This is a genomic window from Brachyspira pulli (assembly GCF_036997785.1).
GTDB lineage: Bacteria > Spirochaetota > Brachyspiria > Brachyspirales > Brachyspiraceae > Brachyspira > Brachyspira pulli.
The window spans coordinates 1-16891 of record NZ_JAWLQI010000073.1; the positions used below are offsets into that span (position 1 = coordinate 1).

Sequence of the window (16891 nt, forward strand, 5' to 3'; positions counted from 1 at the left end):
GAAAATTGACAAAATATAGTTGTTTAGGTATATACTTAAAATTTTTAAGTTTGTCAATTTTTATGTTGTTCTTTTTCCAGCCTCACGCTACAGCGGCAATACCATACCTACACTTACAGTGGATTTCGTCAGGTACTCCTTTCAGTCGCAGTACTTCCTTTGGTCACAAAAGAAGTGGGCTATGGCACGTCTGTGTGCCATCACAAATAATAAAATTTAAAAAACTAGAATTGACAAAATATATTTGTTTAGGTATATATTAAAAAGTATTAATTATATTTTTCAAGAAGCTTAACTATATCATTATTATCTTTTGATTTTATCAGATCAAGTGCAGTATAACCATTTTCATCAGTTATAGAAGTATCAGCATTATTTTCTAAAAGTATTTTTACTGCTTCAAATTGATTATAACTTGCTGCATACATTAAAGCAGTCATTCCATAATAATTGGTATAATTAATATCAACACCATTTTCTAATAACGTATTTATTATATTAGTGTTTCCTTTATAAGCAGCATAAATTAAAGGAGTCATTTCATCAGTGGTATAATTAATATCAGCACCATTTTCCAATAACATATTTATTATATTAGTGTTTCCGTTATAAACAGCATTCATTAAAGGAGTAGGCGGCATATAAATATGTTCATTTTCTATTTCGCATACTGTATTGGCGTCAGCTCCCTTTTCAAGTAAAAATTTTACCATCTCTTCATCATTTAAAGAAACCGCATAAACTAAAGCATTAATTCCGTCAACATTCCTTGCTTCAATGTCAGCACCTTTTTCAATTAAAAGCTCTGTTATAGTAATATCATGGAAGCTTGCCATAAGAGGAGTAAAGCCTGTAAGTTCTTCTTTTAAATTAATATCCGCATTATTTTCTAATAAATAATTTATGATATCAGTTTGCTTATATTTTATAGCTTGTATTAAAGGGGTTGACTTAGAATATTTATCCCCTAAGTTATAATTAACATCTAAACTTTTTGATTCGATTAATTTTTTGATTGTTTCTAAATCTCCTGATTCTATAAAAGATATAATTTCTTTATCTGTGTATGAATAATATGTTTTTTCTTCTGTTTCATTTGTATTTATTGATGAATTATTTGATTTATTGTCTTTATCGTCTGTATTTGATCGTTCTGTTTTATTTATATTATTATCTGTACTGTCATCTAAATTTATAGCTGCTTTATCTGTATTATTATTGTTTGATTCTTTGGTATTACAAGAAAATATAATTATAGAAAGTAAAAAAATTAATAAATATTTCATAAACAATATATCCTATAGTCAAGTTTTTATTATTATATTATTAAAATTATTTTTTTCAAGTTTTTATATTAAAGCCCTGTAGGGTATATTTTTATTAAAATTCAATCTTAAAAATTTATTTTAAAACCCCGCCCTTTATGTTTATTGTTTTATACTTGAATATTAACTTTATTTGTTTTTTAGTTTAAATCAGAAATTAGAGCACCCGCCCAAGTGTTTATTAAATTTAGAATCTCTTTAACGCACGGTTAATACATTTTATAATATTGTATAATTTGAATTTCAAACAAATCTATATTTTTAGACTCATTCACCGTGCGGTTATGGGGCTATAAGTTTAAATAATACTTTGGGTGGGCAGCTAAAATAACAGTTCAGATTTTTAAAGAAAAAAATATAGAAATAGCATAAAAATATAAAAAAGATAGAGGGTGGGCATTTAGAATTAAATTTTATACTTGTTTATTAAAATAATTTATATATTAATATGTTTTAATTATTAATATTAGTTGACTTTTTATGTATATTTTTATATAATAAATTATATTTTATACTGATTGGAGTTGCTTAATGAGGTTTTTGAAAATATTTATTGTAATGTTTTTTTCATTTACTTTATTTAATTCACTAGCATTTTCATATAATAGCAGTGGAGAAAAAGAGTTAATAGAGGCTTGCAAGAAAGGCGATTTAGAAACAGCCAAAAAACTAATAAGAACAGGCACTGACGTTAATACAAAAGATGATAAAAGAGTTAGTGCTTTGATGTATGCTATAAAAAGCAGTAATTTAGATTTAGTAAAAGAATTAGTAAGATTTGGTGCCGATATAGGCTATTATTATGGTTCTTCTGATGACAGAGGTAAAAGTGTTAATATTGATATTGCATTCTTTGCTCTTGAAAGCGGTAATAATGATATTATTGAATATTTATTAAGCAAGGGAGCTAATCCTAATGATTTTTTATTTTTTGCCATATACAAAAATGATATTAATAGAGTGAAAGAATTTATAAAAAAAGGGGCAGATCCTAATTATTATCTTCCTTATGCATCTGAAAGAGGTAATGTTGCTGTGATGCAGGAACTTATAAAATCAGGAGCAAAAGATTTTAATAATTCATTGAGAAGAGCTATATTTGAATATATTTATCAGGAAATTGATAATAGTGAAGCTATAATTGAATTAATAAAAAGCGGAGCTGATATTAATATGACATTAAGCATAGATGTATCAGAAACAGACAACTATTCATATTATATTCAAGTACCAATATTCTTTTATGCTATGCAAACAAAAAATTACAATATTGTTAAAGCTTTTTTAGATAAAGGTGTAAAACTTGAAGGTACTAACTCTAATGAGCAAACAGTAATAATGGCAGCAATAATAACTAATAATGCTGATATAGTAAGAGATGTATTAAAAAAGGATAAAAGTTTATTAGAAGAAGAAATCGAAGATGAAACAATATTAACTTGGGCTATAAAGAATAATAGAGGTTTTCGTTATGATTATAATTATAGTGTAGATGTAAAAGTTATAGACGCTCTTTTAGAGGCAGGTGCTGATTATAATGCAGAAAATTCTGATGGTAAAAATGCTTTAATGGTTGCAGCTTCTATGGCCAGAGAAGATATTATTGAATTGCTAGAAAAATACGGAGCTTAATTATTATATAAGTTATAAATGATTTTATTGTTAAGGATGAATTATGAAAAAACTCACAATAATTTTTTTAAGTTTATTTATTGTCTTTAGTATCAATTTACACTCTGAAGATATAGGAATAGAAAAATTTGCAAAACTTTTTGAAAATAAAGCTTATATAGGAAGACCTCATGATGAATATCTTATATTTGAAAGAACAGGAGAGATATTGTTTAATAAGGTATTTTATCAATTAGATGGTGTTATAAGTGATAATGAATTTTATTTTTATTATCTTGATGAAAATTATAACTATGAAAAAGAATCTTATGAAAAGATTACAAATTATTGTGTGTTCTTATTTACTAATAACGCTTTAATGATGACTCCTTATAATTTATCTGTTGAACCGGATTATATTCCGCCAGTAATTTCAAAGAATCATGAAGAAGCCTATAGTAATTATATTGAATATAAAGATAGTATGGAAACATTATTTACTCTTGTAGATAGGCAATACACACAAAATATAAAAAAACTTTATGATATTGTTGGAAACATTTATGGTACATTTGAATCATTAGATAAAAGATTTAGTATTACACTATCAGAACCAATTAGAAAAAATGACGATTATAATTTTGCATCTTCAGTATCAGAATTAAATAATGAAATTAATTATCATATTATGATGGAAGATGATGTGGAAGCTAAAAATAGAGAAGGCGGATATAGTGAATATGATAATCCTGAATGGGGCAGTCCTTATGTTTATTGTTCAAATTATGATAATGAAAGATATTCATCATTTGATAGAATTATTTTTTGTTATGGTTCAGGAGGTACTGAGTATCAACTTTATATCAATATCATAGATGAAAATACTTTGATATTATTAGAGGCTGGTTCTATACATAAAGGCAAGTATGGTCTTAATGGTATATTCAAACGCAAAAAATAGTTACAAATTCTTTTTATAAATTTTATTTGCATAATGCAGTTCATAAGAATTGCATTATGCTGTTTTTATAGTAAAATACTTCTCATTGTTAAGGATTTTTAATAATGAAAAAATAAATAAAGAATTATAATTTTACTGTAAAATAAATTGTTTTGGAGATATTAAGTGAATTTATGGATTTTATCAGAAGAATACCCTAGAGTACAAACTTTAAATACAATTATAAAAATGTTTTTAAAAGATAATAATTTTTCATCATTTATAGATAATATTAGGGTTATACCTATGCTCGAAAATAATTCGTTTAATTTCACATATAAGGTTATAGGTATTAATTGTAATAAAATAAAAAATATATTTATAAAAATAGTCAAAGGTTCTTCAAGTTTTGTAGATTACTTAATATTTTATCAAAATGATGAACCTACACATACTGATAATCCAATATATGCAATAGAAGAAACAAAAACAGATGATAAAGAAAGCCGTAATACCTCAATTTATCAAAGAGCAATAAAGTTTATATTTATTGATGCATACTATAAAAATGTAAAAAAAGTAATGCTTCATCAAAGGAAAAATATTAATAGGCAATTTACAGATACATATATTTTTGGGGTTAGGCTATTAAAGACTTTTAATGTTTATTTTACAGATGAAGAAACAAATAAAATTGAAGCTTTTTCTAATATTGATGATCTTATAACATTTAAAAATAATATGAGAAAACCTCCAAAAGGTAATACTCCAATAATTATCACAAAAACAAATAATGGTTTAATTAAAGTATCTGGTATACTTAAAAAAGCTGATAGTTTATCTCATGATCCAAATATAGGTGCATTGACAGCTATATCTTATGCTTTAAGAAAGTTAAATTGGAAATATGATATAATTATTACAGAACATCAATTAGAACAAAGACATATTAAAAAAAATAAATTTGTACAAATTGCTAATTGTATTAAGATAGGTCTTGATAAACTTGATATACCAAATGTAGAGTTAGATAATTTATATTGGTATTATGATAAAGAAGGGGAGAAGTTAGCTACAATATTTGTACATGTTATAGTTGAAAGTTTTACTAATGGATATTCTATTTTTGAAAATCATGCAGGATGTGAAAAAGGATATTTTATAACTTCTGAAAATGAGTATATACCTTTAGAAAAATATGTAGATAGAGAAGATTATAAATCAGGTAATAAAAGTGCAAAATTGAATATACCTGATTTGATTTTAATAGATGTTAAAAAATTGGAAATAATCAATATAGAAGGTAAAAAAATAGTTAATCTAAAAGAAGGATTAAAATCATTAGAAGAATATTATAAAATAGAAGATATATATATAAAAAAGTATTATCCTAAATATAAAATTATAAGAACTTTGGTTATATATGGAGGAAATGAAAAAGATCTTAAACAAGAAATAAAAATAGGTTTCTTATTGTCAAAAGATGGAGATATTTTACTTGGAATAGAAGCACCGCATTTGTTTAAATTAGCAGTGAAAAATTTATTAGATTTTTGGAGAAATTGATATGCTGAAATCTAATATTTTTTTTGTAAAATCTCCATTAAATTATATAGGCGGTAAATATAAAATATTAAATCAAATAGTACCTATGTTTCCAAATGATATTAATAATTTTATAGATTTGTTTACAGGTGGCGGAAATGTTGCTGTTAATGTAAAAGCTCAAAAAATATTTATGAATGATAATTTAATTTATTTAATAGATTTGTATAAATTATTTTATGAATTAAAATATAATAAAGTATTAGAATATATTTATAATAGGATAGAAGAATATCAGTTATCTGATGATAATGTATATGGTTATAATAGATTGAGAGATGAATATAATACAAATAGAAAACCTCTTGATTTATTTGTTTTAGTATCATATTCGTTTAATCACCAGATAAGATTTAATAATAACCATAAATTTAATAATCCTTTTGGAAAGTATAGAAGTTCATTTAATAATTCTATAAAAAATAATTTAGAAAATTTCATTCATAGAATGCAGAGTTTAAATATACATTTTAGTAATAACAATTTTGAATGTTTTAATTTTGATTTTTTGAAAGAAAATGATTTCGTATATTGTGATCCTCCTTATCTTATTAGTACAGGAACTTATAATGATGGTAAGAGAGGATTTACTGGTTGGAATAGAGATAGTGAAATTATGTTATTAAATATTTTAGATAATCTTAATAAAAGAAAGATAAAATTTGCTTTATCTAATTTTTTAATTCATAATGGTCAAATCAATAATATACTAAAAGAATGGATTTCGTATAATAATTATAATATAAAAAAAATAGATTCTAATTATAATAATTCTTGTTATAATAAAAAATCATTATCACAAACTATAGAAATATTAGTAACAAATTATAAAATAAATTCTGCAGATGTTGATGAAGATATGAATAGCAATAATTTATTTTTTAATATGGAAATATAATTTATGAGATTTATTGGAAACAAAGAAAATCTAGTAAAAAATATGTATTCAATAATTAATTCAAAAAATATATATGGTGAAATATTTTTTGATTTTTTTGCTGGAACAACTAATGTCGGAAAATTTTTTAAGAGTTTGAATTATAAAATATATTCATCTGATATATTATATTTTTCTTATTGTCTTCAATATGCATATATAAAAAATAATGTTGTTCCAAAATTTGAAAAATTATTAGATTACTTAAATATAAAAAATATGTATTTATTTTCTGATTCAAATTTAGAATTAGTTTTAGAATATTTAAATAATATTGAGCCATTTGAAGGCTTTATATATAATAATTATACTATAGGTGGTACTGAAAATAAAGAATACAGAAGAATGTATTTTTCAGATGAGAATGCAAAGAAAATTGATGCTATTAGAATAGAGATTGAGAAATGGAAAAATGATGATTTGATTAATAATAACGAATATTTTATTTTAATAGCTTCATTAATAGAAAGTGTTTCTTTTTTTTCAAATGTGTCTGGTGTATATGCTGCTTTCCAAAAAAAGTGGGATAGGAGAGCTTTGAAAGATTTTGTGTTAAAGCCAATAAATTTAATATTTAATGATAAAGATAATGAAATATTTATTGGTAATAGTATGGATATAGTAAAAAATATAAATACAGATATACTGTATTTGGATCCTCCATATAATGAAAGACAATATGCTCCAAATTATCATATATTAGAAACTATAGCAAGATATGATAATCCTGAAATAAAAGGAATCTCTGGTATGAGAGATTATAGTAGTCAAAAGTCTTCATTTTGCAATAAAAAAACAGCTTTAGTTGATTTTGAATTTATTATTAATAATGCGAATTATAAATATTGTATATTGAGTTATAATAATGAAGGTATTATGCAAAAAGAAGATATTATATTTATAATGTCTAAACTTGGAAAAGTAGATTTAGTAGAATTTGATTATTTAAAATTTAAAAGTAATTCTAATAATAATAAGAAATTTATAAAAGAACAATTATATATATTAAAAATTTAGTTTATTAAAGAGAAATAGATAATGAAAAAAACAGATAAAACAAATAAAGATAATAACAACTTTGATGAGTGTTTTAAAGAAAGTATAAAAGATAATGTAATATTCTTTCCTATAAGACACCATTCTCCGGCATGCTCATACCATTTAAAAAATATTTTTGAGAGCTTCAAACCAGATGCAGTACTTATAGAAGGCCCAAGCGACTGTAATGATTTGATGAAGTATATGATTGAAGAAGATACCAAAGCACCATTTTGTATTTATTCAAGTTATATAGATGAAGATAATGAAAGATACAGATGTTATTATCCTTTTTTGGATTATTCTCCGGAATTTACAGCTATAAAGGAAGCATTAAAAAATAATATTCATTGCAGCTTTATAGATATGAACTATGCTTCTATGATAGAAAATGGAGCAGAGAATTCTACAGGAAATGATATAGAAAAATCGGAGACTGAAAAAGAAAATAATAATGAAGAAGAAAATTCAGAAGAAACTAAAAATGATAATGCAGATAAAAAAAGAAAATTAGTATCAGTTTATGATAATGATGATAATAGATTTAATGTCAATGCCTATACAATAGAACTCACAAGAAAAGCGGGACTTAGAACATTTGCCGAGCTTTGGGAGAGAGATTTCGAGATAAACGGAATACTTAAAGAAAGCAAAGAGTTTATAAGAAGTGTTTATGCTTTGGGCTATTATATGCGTTTGATAGAAGATGAAGATTTTGAAACTAGAAACAGAGAATATGTAATGGCTTTAAATGTGAAAAAAGCATTAGAAGAATATAAAAGAGTTCTAGTTGTTACTGGAAGTTTTCACACAAAAGGTATAATAGATAAATTAAAAGAAAATGAAAAAGACGGTAAGAAATTAGATAAAGAATATAAAAAATTAAAAAAGTATATAGTATCAAATTCATCAAATTATTTAATACCATATTCATTTAGGGACGCTGATGCTAGGAGAGGTTATAGGGCTGGAATAGAATTTCCTGCTTTTTATGATTCAGTTTATAAAGAACTTGAAAAATGTGAAAAAGATAAGAAGAATGATTTAAATGATACTTTTTTGAAAGTTGTAATGTCTTTTATAATAAAGGCTTCTAATATAGACAGAGTTAATCATAATGTAACTATACCAGACTGTATCAATGCTTATTATATGGCTGTTAATCTTGCTAAGTTAAGAGGCAAGGAATCTGCAGGAGTGTATGAACTTATAGATGCTACTAAAAGTGCTTTTGTAAAAGGTGCAATCTCTTTAGAAAATACAAGCAATCTTGATTTAATGCTTAAACTTCTTTCCGGTATGGCTAATGGTCAGGTATCTTCAAAAAGTATAGTTCCTCCGGTAGTAATAGATTTTAGAAATAAATGTAAAGAGTTTAAAATAAAAATAGATAAAACAGAGGAAATAGAATCAACGCTTGATATTGTAAAGGATAAGAATCATTTTGAAAAAAGTAAGTTTTTCCATAAAATGAAATTTTTAGATGTCGGCTTTTGTTCATTAGTTAGAGGGCCGGACTATGTAAATAAAGTTAATAAAAATTTAGCAAGAGAAATTTGGAAATATGAATATAAAACTTTGGTAGAAGCATCATTGATAGATAAATCAGTTTACGGTGTTACTATAGAAGAATTGGCATCAAACTTAATAGTTGAAAAACTTAATAATAATATAAATGCTATGGAAGTTTCAAAACTTTTAGTAGAAGCTAATGTTATGGGGCTTTATGGATTTTTTATTGACAATTACAGAAAAATAGAAGCTGTAATATTAAATGATAATAATTTTGTCAATCTTTGCGTATGCTTAAACAATTTATCTTATTTGGCTAATATGGAAACTATTAATGATAATTTCTCAAGGGATAGAGAATCATTATTTGATAATTATGATATTATGCAGGTGATAGAATCTATAGCTAAACAGGTATTTGTACTTGCTGTTGTTAATATGGAATCTATGAAAAATTTAGATGAAGAAGAGGCTTTGAAACATTCTAAGTATATGAAAAATCTATATTCATTTAGTTTAGAAAATCCTGATTGGTGCGATATAGATATATTTAATGATAAGATAGATTTAATGCTTGATAATACTTTTGGAAGCAGTCATATATATGCTGTTTGTCTTGCAATAAAATACAAGTCTGGAAGATTAACGGCAGATGAGTTTTCTAGTATAGTAGCCTCCTTCTTGGAGTCATCGGATAGTGAAGTTGTAGCTTATTTCTTGAATGGAATACTTCTTGTGGCAAGGGATATTTTATTTATTAATGAAAGTATTATAAATAGTATAGACAGCACTATAAAAAGATTAGATGAAGATAAATTTTTGGAAGTACTTCCTAATTTTAGATATGCATTTACAAATTTAAGTCCTACAGAAACAGAGCGTTTATCAGGTATTGTTGCTAATATATATGGTACAAGTAAGGAAAAGATATTAAAAGAAGTTGATGCATCTATTGAAGAAGTGCAAATGGCTATTAGTATAGACAATAAAGTTTTCGATTTAATAAAAGAGACTTTATAGAGTATATATAATTATGAAGAAAATATATAAAAATGAACAAGGCTATAAATATATTCGTATGAAATGTATTGTAATTAATATGTAGCACGTTTCTTTTTTAAAATTTATTCTAAAATTCTTATTTATAGTATTGTAAAAATTCTTTACACTTGTATAATAAAGTATATTGTTAAAATAATATGAAAATAATTGGGAACTATTTAAATATTTATTCGTCTAATATATAAAGTTTTATATGTGTGAACTTTTATAATATAACTTGATATTTTTTACTCTAAGTTTATAATATAAAAATTTATATAATTATGAAGATGAAAAGATAATATAAACTTATGCAGGGAGCGGATAGTGAAAATTTATGCTACTTTAATTTTAAGTTTTATATTGAGTTTAGCCTTATATTCTCAAGATACAAATTTAGCAGAAACAATGCAGGAAGAAGCGATAGTAACTAATAATAAGATTGCTATAACATTAGAAGATGCTTTAACTATGGCCTTTGATAATGATAAAACTTTAAAACAGGCAGAGTATGATGTAAGAATAGCACAAGTTCAAAAAGATGCTTCATTTTCAGATTTATTTATGCCTTCTTTAAGTGTAAGCGGCGGATTAAATTTGTCTGAATCTCAGGAAATTTCATTTAACAATGTAGATACAGGTCTTAAAACAAGTCCGGATACTTGGTCAGCAAGTGCTACATTATCAAAGACTCTTTTCACAGGTTTTAGGAACTGGAATACTGATAAAGCAAGGGCAGTTAATTTGCAAATGCAAAAAGATATATACTATGATAAAAAGAAAGATGTTGATCTTAATACAAAATTGAATTTTTATAATACATTTGTAGCACAAGAGAATTACAGAGTATATTTACAGCAGCAGCTTAATTACAGCAACAGAATGAGAGAATCATATATAAAGTACAGAAATGGTCAGGTTTCAGAATATGAATATTTAAATGCCAAAGTACAATATGAAACTACAAAACCTCAGGTTGTAACTTTAAGCAATCAATATCAAAGTTTGAAATTATCATTTATAAGACAGATTGGACTTACAAATGTTGCTGATGAAGTTGATTTGGTAGGAAGTATATTAGATGCTACAAATATAACATTACCGGATATGCCTTATGATGATTTGCTTACTATTATAATGAATAATAATATAGAATTAAAAAGTATGAGCAGTAATTTAGAGATGTTGGAATATAATAGAAAGGTAGCAAGAAGTTATTTATGGCCTACATTATCAGCTAGTGCGAATGTAGGAGTTACTACAGTTGATAAGATTAAGATGCAAAATAATACATTCTCTAAAAATAGATCAGGAGAATTTAACTGGGGAGTAGGTGTTTCTTTGAATTATGCTCTTGATTCTTTGCTTCCATTCTCATCTACAGCTAAAGGGGCTGAAGAAATTGAGTTAAGTATAAGGCAGATGGAAGTAAGCTATGAGGAATTGAGAGATACTATAGAAGTAAACAGCAGAGATTTAATATCTACTGCTAAGTCACAGGCACTTAATTTACAGTCGCAGGCAGAAAATGCTAGGACAGCTGCCTATGCTTTACAAATGGCTCAAAGACAATACAGAGGCGGTACAATATCTACATTAGAAGTTAGCGATGCTGAAGTAACTTATTTGAATGCTCAGCTTGCATATTTACAGGCTATATATGAATATTTTTCAAGCACATTACAAGTATTAAAACTTTTAGGTGCATAAGGAGATTATGATGCTAAAAAAGAGAGAAATTAAACTATTAATAATAATTTTATGTTTTTCTATTATTGCTATTTCTTGTAAAAAACAGCAAGTAGATTTGAAAAAGAAAGAGAATCCTATAAGTGTATTGGTAGCAGTTCCTATAAGACAATCATTAGATGAATATTTAGAGCTTTCTGCTGAAATAAAAGCAATAAAAGAAGTAGAAATATCTTCCGATGTACCTGGAAAAATAGCCAGCATATTAAAATATGAAGGAAGTTTTGTTAATAAAGGAGATACAATAGCATTGATAGACAGATTCGTTATAGGTGCTAATTATGCTTATGCTCCTGCAAGAACTCCTATCGCCGGATATGTTACTACTACATATATGGCAGTTGGTGCATCAATAGCAGCTTCTACTCCTATAGCAAATGTTGCTGATATAAGCCAATTAGAAGTAGAAATACAAGTTCCAGAGCGTTCTATTGCTGGTATAGAATTAGGTCAAAAGGTTTTAATAAGAATTCCTTCAGCACCTAATAAAGAAATAGAAGCTACTATCACTAAAAGAGATTATGCTGTTAATCCATCTACACGTACATTGATGGTTAAGGCTTTAATAGATAATAAAGACAGACTTTTACTTCCTGGTATGTTCTCAGATGTATCAATACTTTTGAACTCTGCTGATAATGTATTTGTTATACCTAACAGTTCAATATTTTCCGATGATTTAGGTAAAAGCTATATTTATGTAGTAAAAGAGGATAATTCAGATAATCCTCCAGCAGAAGTGGCAGCAGGTTCAAGTAATAATACTAAATACAGAGCATATACTAGAGAAGTTAATATATTATTCACTTCAAAAGACAAAGTAGCTTTAAGCGGCGGTCTTGAAGATGGTGAAGAAGTTGTAATGTTTGGTAGAGAGTTTTTGAAAAATGGTTCATTGGTTAATAGAATAGAAAATGACCCTACTATTTTGGAATATATTACTCCTCCTGCTACAGCAGTTGCTTCAGCACAAACTAATACACAAAATAGTGATACAGTAAAAGCAAATAATACTGCAAAACCTTCTACTACAGCTAAACAAACAACTACTGTGAAAAATAATACAGCAACAGCTAAACAGCCAGCTGCTGCTGTAAAAAATAATACTACTACAGCTTCTAAGCCTGCAGCTACTGCTAAGCCAAATACAACAGCTCAGCAGACAAAAAAGCCGGAAGCTGAAAAACCAAATACTACAACAGATAATGCTGCTAAAACAACAGAGGACAGCGGTATTTATTCAATTGGAGGATAATTTTAAAAGGAGCGATTATGAGAAGTTTTATTGAGTTAATAGTAAAAAGACCCGTAGCCGTTTTTATGGGTATAGTTGCCGTAGTTATTCTCGGTGTTGTAAGTTTGTCAAGGCTTCCTGTCGATTTCTTACCAGACATGGAATTGCCTTTTATTAGTATTAGGACTACTTATGATAATGCCGGACCAGAGGAAGTAGAAAAATCTGTTTCCAGAATTATTGAGGGTGCGGTTTCTTCTGTAAATAATATTAAAGAGGTAAGCTCATCTTCTGAAGAAGAAGATTCAAGAGTTTTTATAGAATTTAACTGGGGAAGTGATTTAGCATCTGCTACTGCTGATATAAGAGAAGCAATAGACAGAATAAGAAAGTCTTTGCCAGATGATGCTGAAAGCCCTGCAGTTTATAAATTTTCTACTGATAATATTCCAGTTATGGAAATATCTTTCTATGGTACAGAAAACTTATCTGCATTATACAATTTAGTTGATAATCAAATATTAACAAGTATAGAGCAGGTAGGCGGTGTTGCTATGGCTGAAATAAGAGGAGGTCTTAAAACTCAAATTAAAGTTGATGTTGATATGAACAGACTTCAGGCTTACGGACTTGATATTAACACTATTGTAAATACATTAGCCTTAGAAAATCAAAACATTTCAGGCGGTGAAACTTATGAAGGTGTTTATAAATATACTTTAAGAACTACAGGCGAATTTAAAACAGTAGGCGATATAGGTAATGTTGTTGTTGCATTAAAAGATAATAATACTCCTATAAGACTTAGAGAATTAGCTACTATATATGAAGGCTATGATGAAGACGGAGATGTTATTAAAGTTAATGGTACTCCTGCAGTTACAATTTCAATAAACAAAGAATCTGGTGCTAATACAGTAGCAGTTTCTGATGCTATAAAGAAAAGACTTGATACTCTTAATTTACCAGAAGGTATAAAATACGAAGTATTATTTAATAGTGCTGATAACGTTAATAATGCTATAAAAGGTGTACTTGATACTGCTTGGCAGGGCGGTTTATTTGCTGTTATCATTCTTATGATATATTTATGGAATGTAAGAACTGTATCAATAATAGCAATATCAATACCTATGTCAATAATAGTAACATTTACTTTGATGTATTTCTTCGGTACTACATTAAATATTATTTCACTTTCAGGACTTGTACTTGGTATTGGTATGATGGTTGATAACTCCATTGTAGTACTTGAAAATATATTCTTCTATAGGAATAATGGATATGGTAAATATTCTTCTGCTATAGATGGTACTTCTACTGTGTCACTTGCTATTTCTGCTTCTACTCTTACAACAATAGCAGTATTCTTGCCTTTCTTATTTGTAGAAGGACAAACTGGTCAGATGTTCAGAGACTTATGTATTACAGTTACAGTTTCTATGATAGCTTCTTTAGCTGTTGCTTTAACTATTGTTCCTATGCTTGGGGCAAGACTTGTAACTACTAAGAAATCTAAATTCTTATCTAAGTTTGAGAATTTCTTTGATAAATATTTCCATTCAAAAGTAAATTTTGTATATGAAAAAGTATTAACTTATTCAGTTTATCATAAAAACAGAGTATTAATACCTGTTATTTTAATAGTATTTACAGTAATAGGTGTTGGTTTAGCACTTATAGGTAAAGAAGGTTTCCCAAAATCAGATGAAGGCCAGTTAATGGCCAGCATTACTATGCCTATAGGTACAAGAAAAGAACAAACTGGTGCTTTTATTGACAGAATGACTAAAGATATAGTAGAATTGATAGGAGATGATTTAAGCAGAGTACAATCAAGATCAAGATCTGGTTCTGATGCCAATAAAGGTCAAATAAGAGTTAAATTAAGAGATAAAACTGACGGAAGAACTAGAGAAACTGAAGAATATGTTGAAATGGTTAGAAAAAGATTATCTAGTTATCCTGCTACTATTAACGTTGACTCTGTAAGCAGTATGAAAGGCGGCGGAAGCAGTGATTCCAGCGGTATAGATATAGATATAGTTGGAGAGGATTTAGTTAGAGCTAGAGAATTGGCTAATAATATAATAGCTGCTTTGCAAGATGTTCCAGGTCTTCGTGACGTAAGACTTAAAAAAAGTGATGCTAGTCCTGAACTTAATGTTACTATTAACAGAGATTTAGCTTCAAAAATGGGACTTAATATTAATACAGTTGCTAACTCTATTAAAACAAGTTTCGGCGGTACTACAGCTACAAGAATGACTCCGGAAAATTCTGAAGTTACAGATATAGATGTTATAGTACAGTTAAACGAGAGAGATAGAATAAATATAGATGATGTTAAGAGAATGCTTATACCTACAACATCAGGAATGGTTCCAGTATCAGCTATTGCAAATGTTGATAAGAATTTTGCTCCTACAGAAATAGAAAGAAAAAATGACAGCAGAATAACTTCAATAACAGCAGCTGGTTACGGCAGACCTATGAACCAAATAATGAATGATGTACAGAAAGCTATTAATGAAAAAGTATTTATGCCTTCTGGTTTCAGTGTTATTTATTCTGGTGATTATGAGGACATGCAAGAGGCATTCGGTCAGCTTTTACAGGCATTGTTCTTAGCTTTGGTATTGGTATATGCTATTATGGCAAGCCAGTTTGAATCATATATAGCACCTTTCGTTATTGCTCTTGCTATACCATTTGGTTTTGCCGGATCACTTACTTTATTATTCATTACAGGACAGACTTTGAGTGTATACAGCGGTATAGGAGTTATAGTACTTATTGGTATTGTAGTAAATAATGGTATTGTACTGATAGACTATATGAATCAGCTTATGCATGAGAAGAAAATCAATGGTGATAAAGCAGCATTACTTGCAGGCCCTAGACGTTTAAGACCAGTACTTATGACTTCTCTTACTACAATATTAGGTCTTCTTCCTATGGCATTATCAAGCGGAGAAGGTAATGAGATGTATCAGCCTTTATCATTGGCACTACTTGGAGGATTAACAGTTTCTACTATGTTTACACTTGTTATAGTACCTACTGTTTATGCTGCTATTAGAAATAGAATACCTCTTAAAGACTATGATGCTAAAGACTTGGCTAGTGTTGAAACAGGCATTAATGATGCTCTAAGTACACCAGGAAAATAAGTAAAAAATAAATAGAAAATAATTAAGAGATAAAAAATATATAATAAAAGGCTTGAGTTTTACAACTTAAGCTTTTTTATTATGAAATAAATATATTGATTTACTATAAAATTATATGATGTAAAAATTGAAAGTTGTTATATACCTAAACAACTATATTTTGTCAAAAATAATTTTTTTAATTTAAAATATTTGCAGGGCTTTGCCCACCACTCTGTGTGCTATGCAGCACCCCACTTCTTTTGCGACCGCAGGGAGTGCCTGTGGTATTGCCACAAAGAACCTTATATCCTCGATAAACTCGGATACGCTTCGCGAAAGGCTATATTTGGCTTAAATTTAATAAATTATTTTACATGTAAGACAATTTTAGTATGATTTAGTACTAATTTTATACTTGCACTTTTTGCGGCGGGAAAAAGTTGATATTATTTTATATAAATATATTAAAAAATTATTATGAAAACGATATTTAAACTCACAATGAAAAAAGCTATAAGAGATCCTTTCCTTATATTTTGGTCTATATTCTTTCCTTTAGTGATAGTTATATCATTGGGACTTTTTTTCAAAATGGAAAGCTACACTGTGCATATACTTACTGCTATGAGCTGTGTGAGTGTGCTTGCCTATTCCTTTATGACTACAAGTTTTAATGTACTTAGTCAGAGAAGGAGAGGAGTTTATAACCTTCTTAAAGTAACGCCTCTTCCTTTATACAAATAC

The 16891-nt window shown here is 27.4% G+C and carries 10 protein-coding genes and 1 pseudogene; 10 read left to right on the forward strand and 1 reads right to left on the reverse strand.

Annotated features, from left to right (window positions below; translation table 11 throughout):
* Positions 1-269: 269 nt before the first annotated feature.
* Positions 270-1286: an ankyrin repeat domain-containing protein gene (locus tag R4K56_RS12890; RefSeq protein WP_335772795.1), complete on the reverse strand. Its 1017-nt coding sequence runs from the start codon at positions 1284-1286 to the stop codon at positions 270-272.
* A 570-nt stretch (positions 1287-1856) separates the two neighbouring features.
* On the opposite strand from R4K56_RS12890, the gene R4K56_RS12895 reads away from it, so the two are divergent.
* From R4K56_RS12895 to R4K56_RS12940, 10 genes and pseudogenes are all read left to right on the forward strand, one after another.
* Complete coding sequence (locus R4K56_RS12895) at positions 1857-2957, forward strand: ankyrin repeat domain-containing protein (RefSeq protein ID WP_335772794.1); 1101 nt, start codon at positions 1857-1859, stop codon at positions 2955-2957.
* A gap of 43 nt (positions 2958-3000) precedes the next feature.
* Positions 3001-3897: a hypothetical protein gene (locus R4K56_RS12900; RefSeq protein WP_335772793.1), complete on the forward strand. Its 897-nt coding sequence runs from the start codon at positions 3001-3003 to the stop codon at positions 3895-3897.
* Between the two features lie 165 nt (positions 3898-4062).
* Positions 4063-5442 (forward strand): hypothetical protein, encoded by a 1380-nt coding sequence (locus R4K56_RS12905; protein ID WP_335772792.1) that lies wholly within the window; start codon positions 4063-4065, stop codon positions 5440-5442.
* 1 nt (position 5443) lies between these two features.
* On the forward strand, positions 5444-6379 hold the full coding sequence (locus R4K56_RS12910; RefSeq protein WP_335772791.1) for a DNA adenine methylase: 936 nt from the start codon (positions 5444-5446) through the stop codon (positions 6377-6379).
* 3 nt (positions 6380-6382) lie between these two features.
* Entirely contained in the window at positions 6383-7435 is a 1053-nt protein-coding gene (locus tag R4K56_RS12915) for a DNA adenine methylase (RefSeq protein ID WP_335757461.1), read from the forward strand.
* A gap of 21 nt (positions 7436-7456) precedes the next feature.
* On the forward strand, positions 7457-9988 hold the full coding sequence (locus R4K56_RS12920) for a DUF5682 family protein (RefSeq protein WP_335772790.1): 2532 nt from the start codon (positions 7457-7459) through the stop codon (positions 9986-9988).
* A 348-nt stretch (positions 9989-10336) separates the two neighbouring features.
* Positions 10337-11719 (forward strand): TolC family protein, encoded by a 1383-nt coding sequence (locus R4K56_RS12925; protein WP_335759807.1) that lies wholly within the window; start codon positions 10337-10339, stop codon positions 11717-11719.
* A gap of 10 nt (positions 11720-11729) precedes the next feature.
* Positions 11730-13013, forward strand: coding sequence for an efflux RND transporter periplasmic adaptor subunit (locus R4K56_RS12930; RefSeq protein WP_335772789.1), 1284 nt, complete (start codon positions 11730-11732; stop codon positions 13011-13013).
* Positions 13014-13030: 17 nt separating this feature from the next.
* A complete protein-coding gene (locus tag R4K56_RS12935; RefSeq protein WP_335772788.1) occupies positions 13031-16165 on the forward strand; it encodes an efflux RND transporter permease subunit in 3135 nt (1044 codons plus the stop codon).
* 459 nt (positions 16166-16624) lie between these two features.
* Positions 16625-16891: pseudogene (locus R4K56_RS12940) on the forward strand (ABC transporter permease); the annotation flags it as partial.